Source organism: Streptomyces macrosporus, from assembly GCF_039533145.1.
Classification (GTDB): domain Bacteria; phylum Actinomycetota; class Actinomycetes; order Streptomycetales; family Streptomycetaceae; genus Streptomyces; species Streptomyces macrosporus.
The window spans coordinates 352,427-367,320 of the sequence record NZ_BAAASZ010000026.1; the positions used below are offsets into that span (position 1 = coordinate 352,427).

Consider the following 14,894-nt stretch of genomic DNA (forward strand, 5'->3'; position numbering starts at 1 on the left):
GGCGGACGAATCGACGGCCCCACCACCGGGCCCCACCACCAGGAAGGGACGGCAGCCGCCATGGCAGCACGGACACCGGTACGGCACCCCGAGCGCACCGTCATCGAGAACTGCGCCATCGCCACCGTGGACGCGGACGACACCGAGTACGCCCTCGGCCACGTCGTCGTCGCGGACGAGGTCGTCGAGTCGGTCGGCCCGGGGCCCGCGCCGCGGGGGCTGGAGAACGTGGTCCGCCGGGTGGACGGCACCGGGCACCTGGCCACCCCCGGCCTGGTCAACACCCACCACCACTTCCACCAGTGGCTCACCCGCGGTCTGGCCCAGGACAGCAATCTCTTCGACTGGCTGGTGGCCCTCTACCCCGTCTGGGCGCGCATCGACGAGGACATGGTGTACGCCGCCTCCCGCGCGTCCCTGGCGATGATGGTCCGCGGCGGCGTGACGACCGCCGCCGACCACCACTACGTCTTTCCGCGCGGCTCCGGCGACCTGCTGGGCGCGCAGATCCGCGCCGCCCGCGAGACGGGCGTGCGGTTCACCGCCGCGCGCGGCTCGATGGACCGGGGGGAGTCCGACGGCGGCCTGCCGCCGGACTTCGCCGTGGAGTCCACCGAGGAGGCGCTGGCGGCCACCGAGCGGGCGATCGAGGCGCACCACGACCCCTCCTTCGGCTCGATGCTGCACATCGCGGTCGCGCCCTGCTCGCCCTTCTCCGTCTCCACCGAGTTGATGCGCGAGGCCGCCGCGCTGGCCCGCCGCGCGGGGGTGCGGCTGCACACCCACGGCTCGGAGACGGTGGAGGAGGAGAAGTTCTGCCACGAGCTGTTCGGCACGGGCCCCACCGAGTACTTCGAGTCCACCGGCTGGCTGGGCGAGGACGTGTGGATGGCGCACTGCGTCCACATGTCCGACGCCGACATCGCCGCCTTCGCCCGCACCGGCACCGGCGTGGCCCACTGCCCGTCCTCCAACGCCCGGCTCGGCGCCGGAATCGCCCGGGTCCCCGACCTGCTCTCCGCCGGCGTCCCGGTCGGGCTGGGGGTGGACGGCACCGCCTCCAACGAGTCCGGCGAGCTCCACACCGAGCTGCGCAACGCCCTGCTGGTGAGCCGGCTCGGCGCGCACCGGGAGAAGGCGCTGACCGTCCGCCAGGCGCTGCGCCTGGGCACGTACGGCGGCGCGCGGGTGCTGGGGCGCGAGGCCGAGATCGGTTCGCTGGAGCCGGGCAAGCTCGCCGATCTGGTGCTGTGGCGGCTCGACGGGCTCGGCCACTCCTCGATCGCCGACCCGGTGGCCGCGCTGGTCCTGGGGGCCGCCGCCCCCGTCACGCTGTCCCTGGTGGGCGGCCGTCCGGTCGTCGAGGACGGCCGGACGGTCGGGGTGGACGAGGACGCCGTGGCGCGCGGCGCCCGCGACGCGGCCCGGCGGCTGGCCCGCGTCGCCGCCGGCGAGGGGTGACCCGGGGAGCCGGTCGGGGAGGACGGCCGGAGGGATCGATTCCGGCCGTCCTCGGCGCCGGCCCGTCCGGGCCCGACGGCTCCTCCCGGTCCGGTCCCGCTCCGGTGTCCGGTCCGGTCCCGGACCCGTCTCAGTCCAGCAGCTCGTACGCGGGCAGGGTCAGGAAGTCGGCGTAGTCCCGGTCGAGCGCCACCTTCAGCAGCAGGTCGTGCGCCTGCCGCCACCGTCCCGCCGCGTACGCCTCCTCGCCGAGCTCCGCGCGGATGCCCGCCAGGTCCTCCTCCGCCAGGGCGCGCACCAGTTCGGGGGTCACCTTCTCCCCGGTGTCCAGCACCACGCCGGCGTCGACCCACTGCCAGATCTGCGAACGGGAGATCTCCGCGGTGGCGGCGTCCTCCATCAGACCGAAGATCGCCACGGCTCCCGTGCCGCGCAGCCACGCCTCGATGTAGCGGATGCCGACCCGGACGGCGTTCACCAGCCCCTCGCGGGTCGGCCGCGCGTCCAGGGCGTCGACGGCGAGGAGGTCGGCGGCGGTGACGCGGACGTCCTCGCGCAGCCGGTCCTTCTGGTGGGGCCGCTCGCCCAGCACCGCGTCGAAGGACTCCCGGGCGACCGGCACCAGATCGGGGTGGGCGACCCAGGAGCCGTCGAAGCCGTCCCTCGCCTCCCGGTCCTTGTCGGCCCGGACCTTGGCGAAGGCCCGCTCGTTGGCCTCGGGGTCGCGGCGGTCGGGGATGAACGCGGCCATGCCGCCGATGGCGTGGGCGCCGCGCTTGTGGCAGGTGCGCACCAGCAGTTCGGTGTAGGCGCGCATGAAGGGCGCGGTCATGGTCACCGCGTTGCGGTCCGGCAGCACGAACCGCTCGCCGGCGTCCCGGAAGTTCTTGACGATGGAGAACAGGTAGTCCCAGCGGCCCGCGTTGAGGCCGGAGGCGTGGTCGCGCAGCTCGTAGAGGATCTCCTCCATCTCGTACGCGGCCGTGATGGTCTCGATCAGCACGGTGGCGCGGACGGAGCCCTGCGGGACGCCGCAGTACTCCTGGGCGAAGACGAAGACGTCGTTCCACAGCCGCGCCTCGAGGTGCGACTCCAGCTTGGGCAGGTAGAAGTACGGTCCCTTGCCCGCGTCGAGGAGCCGGCGGGCGTTGTGGAAGAAGTACAGGCCGAAGTCGACGAGCGCGCCGGGGACGGGACGGTCGCCGACCCGCAGATGACGCTCGTCCAGGTGCCAGCCGCGCGGTCGCACCACGACGGTCGCCAGCTCCTCCGCGGGCCGGAGCGCGTACCTCTTGCCCGCGGGGGAGGCGAAGTCGATGCGGCGCTCGTGGGCGTCGATCAGGTTGAGCTGACCGCCGATCACGTTCTCCCAGGTGGGGGAGGAGGCGTCCTCGAAGTCGGCGAGCCAGACGCGGGCCCCGGAGTTGAGGGCGTTGATCGTCATCTTCCGGTCGGTCGGGCCGGTGATCTCCACCCGGCGGTCCCGGAGGGCCTCGGGGGCGGGGGCCACTCGCCAGTCGCCCTCGCGGACGTGGGCGGTCTCGGGGAGGAAGTCCAGGGTGCCGGTCCGGGCGATCTCGGCGCGGCGCTCGACCCGACGGGCCAGCAGTTCGTCGCGGCGCGGGGTGAACCGGTGGTGCAGCTCGGCGAGGAAGGCGAGGGCGGCCTCGGTGAGGACCTCCCCCTGGCGCTCCGGCGCCCGGCCCGGATCGGCGTGGACGGTCACCGGCGGGGTCGGCGCTGCTGCGGACATGGGCTGTCACTCCTGTCGGTCGCCTGATGGGTCGACGGTCGGGTCGACGGTCGGTCGCCTGTCGGTCGGGGCTGCGCACAGCGCCCGCCGGAACCGCTCGATAATGGAGATTATTTTCCTCATCGTGGAAGCTCAATGGTCACCGATGGGGTGACGCGCCCTCACCCTTCCCGTCCCCGCCGCGCTCACTCCAGCAGCGACAGGTCGTCAGGGGTGTCGACGTCGGCCGGGTCGGCGATGTCGCCGCACTCGACGAGCACCAGCTCGTCCGCGTGCTCCCGCAGGTGGGCGCGGGCCCCGCGGTCGCCCGTCGCGCCGGCGGCGACCGCCGTCCAGTGCCCCGAGCCCAGCAGCACCGGATGGCCCCGGCGCCCGCCGTACGCGGCGGCGGCCAGCCGTGCGCCGTCCTCGTACGCCGCGAGCAGCCGGGCCACCGCCGCCGGGCCGATCCCCGGCTGGTCGACGAGCGAGACCACCGCGGCGCCGGCGCCCGAGTCCGCGAGGGAGGCCAGGCCGGCGCGGAGCGACGACCCCATGCCCTCCTCCCAGCGCGGGTTGTCCAGCAGGACGCACCCCGGCAACACGGCCCGGGCGCGCACCTCGCGGGCCCCGGCGCCCAGCACCACGTGCACCGGGGCGCAGCCGCCCGCGCGCAGTGCCCGCGCCGCGTGCTCGACCAGGGGACGGCCGCGGTGGGGGAGGAGCGCCTTGGGACGTCCGCCCAGCCGCCGCCCGCCGCCCGCCGCGAGCAGCAGCCCGGCGACGAGGGGAACGGTTCGGCCGACCTGGGGGCCGGAACGGGGGTCGGGAGGGGAGATCGTCATGTCCGTCCTGTCCGCCGTGTGGGTGTTCGACGCGCACTCGCCCCCCTTCCCTTCCGCCGTTTCTGCCTGGAGCATGTGCCTCGGGCAGAGGCAAGGGGAACATCGATTCGAGTGGCCTGAATTGTGCCCCGAGTTTCGCCCTCCGTGTAGCGCGATGTGCGGAGAGTGGCGTTTACTGTGCGGACCCCTTCCGCCGGACCGGTACGGCGCGGGGTCCGACGGCTGCGGAAACACCCCCGGACAGGTGCGCTCGGCGGCGGCGGAACGACGGAACGACGACGGAACGACGACGGAACACAGCATCCGTGTGGGGGGAGCTGCGTTGCGAAAGGAAGCGGTAGAACGGCGTACGGTCGTGCACGGGCAGGACGACCCGCGGGTCGTCGAACTGCACCGGGCCGTGACCCGCTTACGCCGTGAACTCGCCGGTTACCGTGCTTGTCTGGCGGACCGCGCGATCGCCGAGGAGGAACTGGCGGCCGTGGACGCCATGGTGCGCGCGGGCGAGCCCGAGGTCGCCCGGCTGCGCCACTCGTTGCTGTTGATCGCGGGTGCGATCGGTTCGGTGAGCGCCTTGGCCGAGGCGCTGGGGGAGGTGCGCAACGCCGTCGAGCTGTTCGGGCGGCCGGTGCGTTGACCGGTGGCGGACGGCGTCCGACCGCCGTCGCGGAGGCCGTCGGGCCGTCATCCGTCGGTGGGGCGGGTACCGGCCAACGTGGCCGAGAGGTCGCGGGCGATCTCCTTCAGCAGCGGGACGAACTCCTCCCGGGCCGCGTCCGTCACCCGGCCCGCCGGGCCGGAGACGGAGATGGCGGTCGCCGTCGGCGCGTCGGGCACCGGCACGGCGATGCACCGCACCCCGATCTCCTGCTCGTTGTCGTCCACGGCGTACCCGTTCTGGCGCACCCGCTCCAGGGCTTCGAGGAAGACCTCCGGCGAGGTGATGGTCCGGTCGGTGGCGGCGGGCATGCCGGTGCGGGACAGCAGCGCCCGCACCCGGTCGTTCGGAAGGTGCGCCAGCAGCGCCTTGCCCACTCCCGTGGAGTGCGGCAGCACCCGGCGGCCGACCTCGGTGAACATCCGCACCGAGTGCCGGGAGGGCGCCTGCGCGACGTACACCACCTCGTCGCCGTCCAGCAGCGCCATGTTGGCGGTCTCGCCGGTCTCCTCGGCCAGCCGCGCCAGGTGCGGTCGCGCCCAGGCGCCCAGCAGCCTCGACGCGCTCTCGCCGAGGCGGATGAGGCGGGGGCCGAGCGCGTAGCGGCGGTTGGGCTGCTGGCGCACGTAGCCGCAGGCCACCAGGGTGCGCATCAGCCGGTGGATGGTCGGCAGGGGCAGCCCGCTGTCGGCGGCCAGTTCGCTCAGCCCCACCTCGCCCCCGGCGTCGGCCATCCGCTCCAGCAGGCCGAAGGCGCGCTCCAGGGACTGGACGCCGCCGTTGGCGGCGGAGGGCTTGCGCTCGGCGGACGGCGGCACGTCACGATCCTTTCGGGTCGGGTCAGGCGCAGCCTACCGGCCCGTTCCGGCCATCGCGGCGTCCCTGCCCGGCGTCGGGGCCGGTCGGGGGCGGGGGCGCCGGCGGAGGAAGGGGGGACCGGGCGCCGGTCCGACGCGCCGCGCCCGGCATCGTCCGCGGCGCCGTGGTGGACACCGCCCCCCTTCCGCGGGGACCACCCGAGGGAGGCGTCGGTGGAGGGCGTCCGCCGGGCGGCCGAGCGGTACCGGGAATCGGACATCTCCCTCCTGGCCGGATAAGGCCCCTGTCCGCGCCCACCCCCCTGGCATCATCGATCACGGTCCGTTGACGGCCCGTCGACACAGGGGAGGCACGACGGATGAGCACGGACGAGCCGGCACCGGTGGGCCCGGCGCCGAGCGGCCCGGAACCGGTCGATCTGGCGGCCTTGGGCGAGGACTTCGCCCGCGACCCCTACTCCGTCTACGCCGAGCTGCGCGCCCGCGGTCCCGTGCACCGCGTGCGGATGCCCGAGGGCATCGAGGCGTGGCTGGTCGTCGGGTACGAGGAGGCGCGGGCCGTCCTCGCCGACCCGCGGCTCTCCAAGAGCTGGCGGAACGCCTCGCCCACCCTGGGGGCGAGGCCCGTGGCCTCCGGGGTCAGCATGCTCAGCAGCGACCCGCCGGACCACACCCGACTGCGCAGGCTCGTCGCCCGCGAGTTCACCGCACGGCGCGTGGAGTCCCTGGCCCCGCGCGTGCGGGAGATCGCGGACGACCTGCTGGACGCGATGCTGAAGGTCCCGGACCGACGGGCCGACCTGGTGGACGCCTACGCCTTCCCGCTGCCCATCACGGTGATCTGCGAGCTGCTGGGCGTCCCCTTCCTGGACCGGGAGTCCTTCCGGCGCTGGACGGCCGTCGCCGTCGGCGACGCCGGCTTCGACGAGAAGCGGGCCGCCGAGGCCGCCGTCACCGAGTACCTCACCGGGCTGCTGGAGGAGAAGCGGAGGCAGCCGGGCGAGGACCTGCTGAGCGCCCTGCTGCACACCGCCGACGAGGACGGCGACCGGCTGTCCGCCGGCGAGCTGCTCGGCATGGCCTGGCTGTTGCTCGTCGCGGGCCACGAGACCACCGTCAACCTGATCGCCAACGGCACCCTCGCCCTGCTCACCCACCCCGACCAGTTGGAGCTGCTGCGCTCGGACCCCTCCCTGACGGGGAACGCCGTCGAGGAGATGCTGCGCTACGACGGCCCGGTCGAGACCCCCACCTACCGCTTCACCACCGGGCCCGTGGAGATCGGCGGGACGGTGATCCCCGGCGGCGGCGACCTGGTGCTGGCGGCCATCGCCGACGGCGACCGCGATCCGGACCGCTTCCCGGACCCGCACCGCTTCGACATCCGTCGCGAGACGCGCGGGCACCTCGCCTTCGGCCACGGCATCCACCACTGCCTGGGCGCCCCGCTGGCCCGGCTGGAGGGCCGCGTCGCCTTCCGCGCCCTGCTGGACCGCTGCCCCGACCTGGCCCTGGACGCGCATCCCGCCGCCCTCTCCTGGCGGCAGGGCATGCTCATCCGCGGCCCGCACCGCCTGCCGGTGCGCTTCTAGCCCGCCGGCGGAGGCGGGGGAGAGGACGGGGACCGTCGCCGGGTGTCCGTTCGGCCACCCGGCGTTGTTTGTCCTGTCAATCTGACCTCACGTCTTTCCGTCAATCGATGTCGCGGCTAGGCTCCGCACCGTGGCGAAGAAGGATCCGGTGGACCTCCAGTTCAGCGTGGACCGCAGCAGTCCCGTCCCGCTGTACTTCCAGCTCTCGCAGCAGCTCGAAGCGGCCATCGAGCAGGGCAGGCTCTCCCCCGGAAGCCTGCTGGGCAACGAGATCGAGCTGGCCGGACGGCTCGGTCTGTCCCGGCCCACCGTCCGACAGGCCATCCAGGCGCTGGTGGACAAGGGCCTGCTGGTGCGCCGCCGCGGCATCGGCACCCAGGTCGTGCACAGCCAGATCAAGCGCCCGCTGGAGCTGAGCAGCCTCTACGACGACCTGGAGGCCGCCGGCCAGCGCCCCGGCACCCGGGTCCTGCGGCTGGACACCGTGGAGGCGACGGCCGAGGTCGCCGCCGCCCTCGGCGTCCCCGAGGGCAGCGAGGTGCGCCTGGTGGAGCGGCTCCGCTCCACCCACGGCGAGCCCATGGCCCACCTGCGCAACCACCTCCCGCCCGACCTGATCGACCTGGACGGCGAGAAGCTGGAGAACACCGGCCTGTACCGGCTGCTGCGCTCCGCCGGGATCACCCTCCACAGCGCCCGGCAGACGATCGGCGCCCGCGCCGCCTCCGCCGAGGAGGCCGAGCTGCTGGGCGAGCCGGAGGGCGCGCCGCTGCTGACCATGGAGCGCACGGCCTTCGACGACACCGGCCGGGCCGTGGAGTACGGCTCCCACCTCTACCGCGCCTCCCGCTACGCCTTCGAGTTCCAGCTCCTCGTCCGCTCCTGACCCGGTTCGTACGGGTGTGCGTGCCGGAACACGGGCGGTAAACCGGAACAGCTCGGTCACGGATCGGCCCGTATCCCGGGCTCCCTCCGGAACGGTGACCGCGTGTGGTGCACAATCGACCTGATGAGCACGTACCGCGACCGGACGCACCGCAACTCGACCCGAGCGACGGTGCTACGCACCGTGGCGACCCGCGAGCGGCGCTCGCACCTGTCCGCACCGCGCGTGCCGACGGTGGGCATCGACATCGGCGGTACGAAGGTGATGGCGGGTGTCGTCGACGCCGACGGCAACATCCTGGAGAAGGTCCGCACCGAGACCCCCGACAAGTCCAAGAGCCCCAAGGTCGTCGAGGACACCATCACCGAACTGGTCCTGGACCTCTCCGACCGGCACGACGTCCACGCCGTCGGCATCGGCGCGGCGGGCTGGGTGGACTCCGACCGTTCCAGGGTGCTGTTCGCCCCCCACCTCGCCTGGCGCGACGAGCCGCTGCGCGCCGCGCTGACCGCGCGGCTGGCCGTCCCCGTCATGGTCGACAACGACGCCAACACCGCCGCCTGGGGCGAGTGGCGCTTCGGCGCGGGCCGCGGCGAGGACCACCTCGTCATGATCACCCTGGGCACCGGCATCGGCGGCGCCATACTGGAGGACGGCCAGGTCAAACGGGGCAAGTACGGCGTGGCCGGGGAGTTCGGCCACATGCAGGTCGTGCCCGGCGGCCACCGCTGCCCCTGCGGCAACCGCGGCTGCTGGGAGCAGTACAGCTCCGGCAACGCCCTGGTCCGCGAGGCCCGCGAGCTGGCCGCCGCCGAGTCCCCGGTCGCGCACGGGATCATCGAGCGGGTCGGCGGCCACATCCCCGACATCACCGGCCCGCTGATCACCGAGCTGGCCCGCGAGGGCGACGCGATGTGCGTCGAGCTGCTCCAGGAGATCGGCGAGTGGCTCGGGGTCGGCATCGCCAACCTGGCCGCCGCCCTGGACCCGTCCTGCTTCGTCATCGGCGGCGGCGTCAGCGCCGCCGACGAACTCCTCATCGGCCCCGCCCGGGACGCCTTCCGCCGCCACCTCACCGGCCGCGGCTACCGTCCCGAGGCCCGCATCGTCCGCGCCCAGCTCGGACCGGAGGCCGGCATGGTCGGCGCCGCGGACCTCGCCCGGCTGGTCGCCCGCCGGTTCCGCCGGGCCAACCGCCGCCGCGTGGAGCGGTACGAGCGCACCGGGGTCGGCCTGCTGCCGACGCGGGGGTGGGTGAGTGGCCGATGACCGGCGTCCCCCTGCCCGACCGCCCGCCGCACCGCCCCAAGCACCGCTGGCTGGCCGCGATCGTGGTGGTGCTGCTGATCGCCATCCCGGCCGGCTACCTGGTGCTCTCCGCCCACCAGAGCCGCGAGAGCGGCAAGGACAAGCAGCGGGACGCCGCGGCCACCGGCCTGGTGTGGCAGTGGCCGAGCAAGGTCGAGCGCCGCATCTACGAGGTCCCCATACCCAAGGGGGCGAGCTACGTGGCGCACTACGAGCGCAACGCCTGGGAGCGCAGCTCGCTCTACGTCCAGTTCCGCACCTCCCGGGCGAAGCTGGACGCCTTCCTGGAGGAGGTGGGCAGCGACTCCTCCGAACTCCGCGAGGGCGGGGAGGGCGTCGACGACCGGCAGGCGGACGCGGTCGGCTGGGACTTCGACGCCCCCGACCGCCGGTTCGCGGGCACCCGGATCGAGCGGCCCGGCGAGCGCCCCGACCTGGAGATCACCGTGGACGTCACCCACGAGAAGCGCCCGCGGATCTACGTCGTCTCCACCGCGGAGTTCTGAGCCGCTCCGAGCACCCGGCGCCCCCGCCCGAGGGGCCCGCACCGGCCGGTCGGTAGCGTGGCGGGGTGAGCGAGACCAAGACCCTCCAGTACCGGATCGACGGACCGCCCGACGCGCCCCTGGTCGTCCTGGGGCCGGCGCTCGGCACCACCTGGCACATGTGGGACCGCCAGGTCCCGGAGCTGAGCCGCCACTGGCGGGTGCTCCGCTTCGACCTGCCCGGCCACGGCGGCGCCCCCGCCCACCCCGCTCCCACCGTGGTCGAACTCGCCACCCGGCTGCTGGCCACGATCGACTCCCTCGGTGTGGACCGCTTCGCCTACGTGGGCTGCTCCCTGGGCGGAGCCGTCGGCGTCCAGCTCGCGCTCGGGACTTCCCGCAAGCCGGTCTCCCTCGCGCTGATCTCCTCCGCGCCCCGGTACGGCACCCCCGACTCCTGGCGGCAGCGCGGCGTCGTCGTCCGGACCAACGGCCTGGACCCCATCGCCCGCTCCACCCCCGAGCGCTGGTTCACGCCCGCCTTCGCCGCCGCGCAGCCCGCCATCGTCGACTGGGCCGTCCAGATGGTCCGCACCACCGACCCCGGCTGCTACATAGCCGCCTGCGAGGCGCTGGTCTCCTTCGACGTCCGTCAGGAGCTGGGCCGGATCGGCGTGCCCACCCTGGTCGTCGCCGGGGCCGAGGACCGGGTCACCCCGCCGGCCGACGCCCGCGCCCTGGTGGCCGGGATTCCCGACGCCCGGCTCGCGCTCGTCCCCGACGCCTGCCACCTGGCGCCGGTGGAGCGGCCCGCCGAGGTCACCGAGCTGCTGGTCTCCCACCTCTCCGCCGCGCTGCCCCCCGGACGGCAGGACACCTCGGCCGTCGCCCCCGCCGCCTACGCCCCGCCGCCCCCGGACACCGTGACCGTGAGCCGGGCGGACACGGCCGCGGACCCCGCCCCCGCCGACCGGGAGGAGCCGCCCCAGGGCGTCGCCGTCGCGGCCCTGACGGCCGGCGAGCCCCGCCCGACCGACCCCGGCCCGTCGTACGACACCGGCATGGGCATCCGCCGCGACGTGCTCGGCGACGCCCACGTGGACCGGGTCCTGGCGGAGACCGACGCCTTCACCGGCGACTTCCAGGACTTCCTCACCCGCTACGCCTGGGGCGAGGTGTGGGCCCGCACCGGCATCGACCGCCGCACCCGCTCGGTGGTCACCCTCACCGCCCTCACCGCCCGCGGCCACCTGGACGACCTGGCCGCCCACACCCGCGCGGCGCTGCGCAACGGGCTCACCCCCGAGGAGATCAAGGAGGTGCTGCTCCACACGGCCGTCTACTGCGGGGTGCCCGCCGCGAACGCCGCCTTCGAGGTCGCCCGGCGCGTCATCCGGGAGGAGACCACCCCCAGGGACTAGGCCCGCGACCGCCCGTCGGCGGCGCTCAGTCGCGGGGCAGCAGCGTGCCCAGGGGGCCGAGGTCGAGGTTGAGGTCCTCGGGGCCGAGGCCGAAGTGCTCGCACAGCTCGTCCATCCGTTGCTCCAGGAGCATGAGCGTGGTCCCGATCCGCTCCACCTGGTCGTCGTCGAGCGTGCCGCTCTCGACCTGCCGGACGGCCTGCCGCTCCATGAGCTGCCGCAGCAGCTCGACGATCGTGAGGACCAGGGCGACGAGGTCGCGGCCGACGGTCTCGCCGTCGACGTCGAGGCGGTTCCCGACCGTCACAGCGGCCCGCTGTCGGTCCACGGGGCCGGCACCCTCTCGTTGACGGTGGAGAGCAGCGCGTGCAGGGAGAGCCGCACCAGCGGCACCTCCGCGATGGCGATCACCACGTCCCCGCTGACGACGACGCCGGTGGCCAGGACCCGGTCCAGCAGGTCCACGAGCGGGACGCCGATCGGGCCGAGGGCCTCGGCGGGGACGTCGCCCCAGGGGGCGGCGGACAGGGCGGTCATGCGAGGGCGCTCCCGTCGGTGAAGGAGTAGGGGACCCACGGCCCCGACAGTTCCAGTTCGACGCCCGGTGTCCCCTGATACGGGGCCAGGGCCTCCCGCAGCCGCCGCTCCTGGCCGACCGGGACCAGATAGGCCGCGTTCAGCACCTGCGACCGGTGCTTCCCGGTCGCCTCCGGGCCGTGCGCGCGCAGCCGCCGGGCGGCGACGGCGACGGCGCGCGCGGCCGCGTCCACGCGCTCGGCCGTGCGCAGTGCCGCGTCGTGGAACCGGTCCCGCTCCTGCCGGCGGTTCCGGAGCCGCTCCAGGTACGCCCGGCCCGCGCCGGGGCCGGGGGACGCGGCGGGCGGCGGGCCGGACCGCTCCGGCCGGGTCCGCGGGGCGACGGTGTAGACCTTCACGCCCCATTCGAGACGGCCGGTGATCCGGTCGAGGACGTCGAGGAACCGCCGCTCGTTGCCGACGAGGGCGGAGCGGGCGCGGTCGTCGTCGAGGTAGAGCGTGGCCAGGGGCAGGGGCACGGTGTCCGCGACGGCCGCCACGGCCGAGACCACCTCGTGGTGGGCCCGCGCGCACTCCTCGAGGGTTCGCCGGTCGGCCAGCCGCTCCCGGAGGGCCTCCTGGGAGAAGCCGACGGCCGGGACGTGCTGCACGACGGCGGTGAGGCGCCCCGCGGGAAGCGTGCGCAGGGCACCTCCCTCCGTGTGTCCGGACACGCCCGCCGGGGCCTCCGCGCGGCCGGCGCGGCAGACCGCGAAGACGCAGGTCAGAGTGGTGGTGTCGGGAGGGGTGGCAGGGACGGGGGTGGGGTGGACGGTGGTGTCGGGGAGAGCGGTGTCGGTCATGCGTCGGCCGCCTTCGGTTCCAGCTCGGCCAGGCGCCGCCGCAGCCGCTCGTTCTCGTCGGCGAGGGCGTTGTGCGCGGCGCGGGTGGACAGCGCGGGGTCGGTCTCCCACCAGTCGATGCCCGCTTTCCGCGCGGTGTCGACCGATGCCACGAACAGGCGCAGCCGGATGGTCAGGAGTTCGATGTCGAGGAGGTCGATCTTGATGTCGCCGGCGATGACGATGCCCTTGTCGAGGACGCGTTCGAGGAGATCGGCGAGGCTCCCGGAGGGCGGGCCCGTGGGAGTCCCGTCGTGGGGGAGGGCCGGCTCCGCCGAGGTGTACGTCATCGGCTTCGCCGTCCTTCGTCCTCGTCCTCCTCTTCCTCGTCGTAGTCCTCTTCGTCGCCTTCATCCTCTTCGTCGTCGTACTCGTCCTCCTCGTCGTCGTACTCCTCCTCTTCCTCTTCCTCTTCGCCCTCCTCCTCGCCGCGACGCGGCTCCTCCTCCTCTTCCTCGCCGCGTTCCTCGCCGCGACGCGGCTCCTCCTCCTCTTCCTCGCCGCGTTCCTCGCCGCGACGCGGCTTCTCCCGGCCCTCGCCGCTCTCCCGCCGCTCCCGCTCCACGGCGTCCTCGTGGCTGAGGACGACCTCGCCGTCCCGAATCTCGCCGCGCCAGCCCTCGCCCAGCTCCTCCTTGCCGGTGAGCGTGACGTGGCGCTGGAAGTGCTTGAGGTCGAGCCGGAGCCGGCGCCCCTGCGCGCGCCACAGGTTGCCGGTCTTCTCGAAGAACCCGGACGGGTAGTACTCGACGACCACGACCACCCGGGTGAGGTTCGGCGTCAGTTCGTGGAAGCTGACGGCGCCGCGCGTGGTCCCCTTGGGGCCCTCGGAGTCCCACACGATCCGCTCGTCGGGGATCTGCTCCTGGATCGTGGCCTTCCAACTCCGGTTGGAGAAGGCGATCTTCACCCGCCAGTCGGACTCGACCTCGTCGGACATGGAGACGCTCTGGACGCCCTTGGTGAAGGTGTTGAACTCCTCCAGTTGGGTCCAGGCGTCGTACACCGTGCGGCGGGGGAGTCCGATGTCGACCGTCTCGATGATGTTGGTCACCTTGATGCTTCCGGCCTTCCCTCCTCCCTCGCCGCCCCCGCCGCCGAAGACCCCCTTGACGCCTCCCACGACCTTGTCCTTGAGGCCCTTGGCCTTCTCGCTGACGATGGCCTTGACGGGGGACTCGCCGCCGAGGACGCGCCGTCCGATCGAGAGCACGCCCCCGCCGTCGCCGTCGTGGATCCGGTCGGTCAGGTGGCCGAGCCGGTCGCCGACGGAGCCGACCCAGTGCCGGGCCTGGGCGTGGAGGAAGTCCCCCAGTTCTTCCTTGAGCCGGTCGAAGCCGGACCCGTCCTGTGCGGTGTCCTGGGTGTTGTCGGCCATGGCTCGCTACCTCCGGTGACCGGTGCGGTGGGACGACTTCTCCGCCGTCCGATCGGACGGGGAGTCCCGCCGGTCGGCGGGCGTGGTGTGGTGCGGCCTGTGCGCCGCTCTCCGTTCCGTCCGGCGCTGCCGGGAGCGGTGCTCCCCCTCCTCGCGCTCCGGTTCCTCGCCTTCCGGCTCCTCGCGTTCCGGTTCCTTGCCCTCCGGTTCCTCGCGTTCTGGTTCCTTGCCCTCCGGTTCCTCGTGTTCCGCCTCGCCGCCCTCCGGCTCCGGCCGACCGCCGCCTCTCCGGCGCCGCAGCTCCTCGGTCCGTCGGTGGAGGGCGTCCGCGTAGGAGCTCATCGTGCGGTCCGCGGCGGCGCGGGCGGCCGAGCGTCCGGACTGCACCAACTCGTCGCGCACCTGTTCGGTCAATTCCCGGAACTGAGGGGTGTCGGCGATTTTCCGCACGCCCTGGGTGATCAGGTCCTGGGGGTTCAGGGGGATCTTGCGTCCCGCGATGATCGAGGCGAGGAGGAGGGCGAGCTTGCCCTTCTTGGTCCTGCCCAGGATGTATCCGCCGACGACGGCGGCCGCAAGGGTGGTCTTCTTGGGGTCGTTCATCGATGTGCCTTCGCGTCAGATGGTTCGGGCCGTCGCGAGCGCTCACGCGGGGCGGGGGCGCTGTTCGAGCAGGTCCAGCAGCCGTTCCTCCTCTCGTTCGAATTCCTCCTCGTCGATCTCCCCGGCTTCCAGGGCCTCGTTGAGCTCCGCGAGCCGCAGGCGCAGGGCGGCGGGATCGCACAGTTCCCGTTCCGCGACGTCGGCGACGCGGTCGGCCAGCCACACCACGCCCCGGACCGGCGCCAGGGGGAGGAGCAGGATCTCGGTGAACAGCCCCATCGCCGGCCCC

General features: G+C 73.9%; 17 protein-coding genes. 7 read left to right on the plus strand and 10 right to left on the minus strand.

The features are described 5' to 3' along the window. Positions 1–60 precede the first annotated feature (60 nt). Positions 61–1,461: an 8-oxoguanine deaminase gene (locus ABD335_RS18575; RefSeq protein WP_344324437.1), complete on the plus strand. Its 1,401-nt coding sequence runs from the start codon at positions 61–63 to the stop codon at positions 1,459–1,461. Positions 1,462–1,591: 130 nt separating this feature from the next. Here the strand turns inward: ABD335_RS18575 and aceB are convergent, their stop codons facing one another. Together aceB and ABD335_RS18585 are read right to left on the minus strand one after the other, a co-directional pair. Further along, positions 1,592–3,214, minus strand: a complete 1,623-nt coding sequence (gene aceB / locus ABD335_RS18580) for a malate synthase A (RefSeq protein WP_344324440.1) — start codon at positions 3,212–3,214, stop codon at positions 1,592–1,594. A gap of 185 nt (positions 3,215–3,399) precedes the next feature. Then, entirely contained in the window at positions 3,400–4,038 is a 639-nt protein-coding gene (locus ABD335_RS18585) for a nucleotidyltransferase family protein (protein WP_344324443.1), read from the minus strand. A gap of 355 nt (positions 4,039–4,393) precedes the next feature. On the opposite strand from ABD335_RS18585, the gene ABD335_RS18590 reads away from it, so the two are divergent. Beyond that, positions 4,394–4,675 (plus strand): DUF5955 family protein, encoded by a 282-nt coding sequence (locus ABD335_RS18590; protein WP_344324446.1) that lies wholly within the window; start codon positions 4,394–4,396, stop codon positions 4,673–4,675. Positions 4,676–4,722: 47 nt separating this feature from the next. Here the strand turns inward: ABD335_RS18590 and ABD335_RS18595 are convergent, their stop codons facing one another. Continuing rightward, positions 4,723–5,514, minus strand: a complete 792-nt coding sequence (locus ABD335_RS18595) for an IclR family transcriptional regulator (protein WP_344324449.1) — start codon at positions 5,512–5,514, stop codon at positions 4,723–4,725. 359 nt (positions 5,515–5,873) lie between these two features. Between ABD335_RS18595 and ABD335_RS18600 the strand changes: the two genes are divergently transcribed. From ABD335_RS18600 to pcaDC, 5 genes are all read left to right on the plus strand, one after another. Then, positions 5,874–7,106 carry a cytochrome P450 family protein gene (locus ABD335_RS18600; protein ID WP_344324452.1) on the plus strand — a complete coding sequence of 411 codons (1,233 nt, stop codon included), beginning with the start codon at positions 5,874–5,876 and terminating at the stop codon, positions 7,104–7,106. A gap of 166 nt (positions 7,107–7,272) precedes the next feature. Then, positions 7,273–7,992, plus strand: a complete 720-nt coding sequence (locus tag ABD335_RS18605; protein WP_344324728.1) for a GntR family transcriptional regulator — start codon at positions 7,273–7,275, stop codon at positions 7,990–7,992. Between the two features lie 123 nt (positions 7,993–8,115). Continuing rightward, positions 8,116–9,261, plus strand: coding sequence for an ROK family glucokinase (locus ABD335_RS18610; RefSeq protein WP_344324455.1), 1,146 nt, complete (start codon positions 8,116–8,118; stop codon positions 9,259–9,261). Beyond that, positions 9,258–9,806: a hypothetical protein gene (locus ABD335_RS18615; protein ID WP_344324459.1), complete on the plus strand. Its 549-nt coding sequence runs from the start codon at positions 9,258–9,260 to the stop codon at positions 9,804–9,806. Before ABD335_RS18610 ends, ABD335_RS18615 begins: the two co-directional genes overlap by 4 nt. Before the next feature lie 65 nt (positions 9,807–9,871). Continuing rightward, entirely contained in the window at positions 9,872–11,206 is a 1,335-nt protein-coding gene (gene pcaDC, locus ABD335_RS18620) for a bifunctional 3-oxoadipate enol-lactonase/4-carboxymuconolactone decarboxylase PcaDC (protein WP_344324462.1), read from the plus strand. A 25-nt stretch (positions 11,207–11,231) separates the two neighbouring features. On the opposite strand, the gene ABD335_RS18625 is transcribed toward pcaDC, so the two are convergent. From ABD335_RS18625 to ABD335_RS18655, 7 genes are read right to left on the minus strand one after another with little or no spacing between them, the layout of a single operon-like run. Further along, positions 11,232–11,534 carry a gas vesicle protein K gene (locus ABD335_RS18625; protein ID WP_344324465.1) on the minus strand — a complete coding sequence of 101 codons (303 nt, stop codon included), beginning with the start codon at positions 11,532–11,534 and terminating at the stop codon, positions 11,232–11,234. Continuing rightward, a complete protein-coding gene (locus ABD335_RS18630; RefSeq protein ID WP_344324468.1) occupies positions 11,510–11,743 on the minus strand; it encodes a gas vesicle protein in 234 nt (77 codons plus the stop codon). The genes ABD335_RS18625 and ABD335_RS18630 overlap by 25 nt, the downstream gene beginning before the upstream one ends. Further along, complete coding sequence (locus ABD335_RS18635; protein ID WP_344324471.1) at positions 11,740–12,585, minus strand: GvpL/GvpF family gas vesicle protein; 846 nt, start codon at positions 12,583–12,585, stop codon at positions 11,740–11,742. The genes ABD335_RS18630 and ABD335_RS18635 overlap by 4 nt, the downstream gene beginning before the upstream one ends. Further along, a complete protein-coding gene (locus ABD335_RS18640; RefSeq protein WP_344324474.1) occupies positions 12,582–12,914 on the minus strand; it encodes a gas vesicle protein in 333 nt (110 codons plus the stop codon). The genes ABD335_RS18635 and ABD335_RS18640 overlap by 4 nt, the downstream gene beginning before the upstream one ends. Then, positions 12,911–14,002 carry an SRPBCC family protein gene (locus ABD335_RS18645; RefSeq protein WP_344324477.1) on the minus strand — a complete coding sequence of 364 codons (1,092 nt, stop codon included), beginning with the start codon at positions 14,000–14,002 and terminating at the stop codon, positions 12,911–12,913. The genes ABD335_RS18640 and ABD335_RS18645 overlap by 4 nt, the downstream gene beginning before the upstream one ends. Before the next feature lie 6 nt (positions 14,003–14,008). Further along, positions 14,009–14,605 carry a hypothetical protein gene (locus ABD335_RS18650; RefSeq protein WP_344324480.1) on the minus strand — a complete coding sequence of 199 codons (597 nt, stop codon included), beginning with the start codon at positions 14,603–14,605 and terminating at the stop codon, positions 14,009–14,011. A 42-nt stretch (positions 14,606–14,647) separates the two neighbouring features. Further along, positions 14,648–14,884, minus strand: coding sequence for a gas vesicle protein GvpG (locus ABD335_RS18655; protein ID WP_344324483.1), 237 nt, complete (start codon positions 14,882–14,884; stop codon positions 14,648–14,650). Positions 14,885–14,894 lie beyond the last annotated feature (10 nt).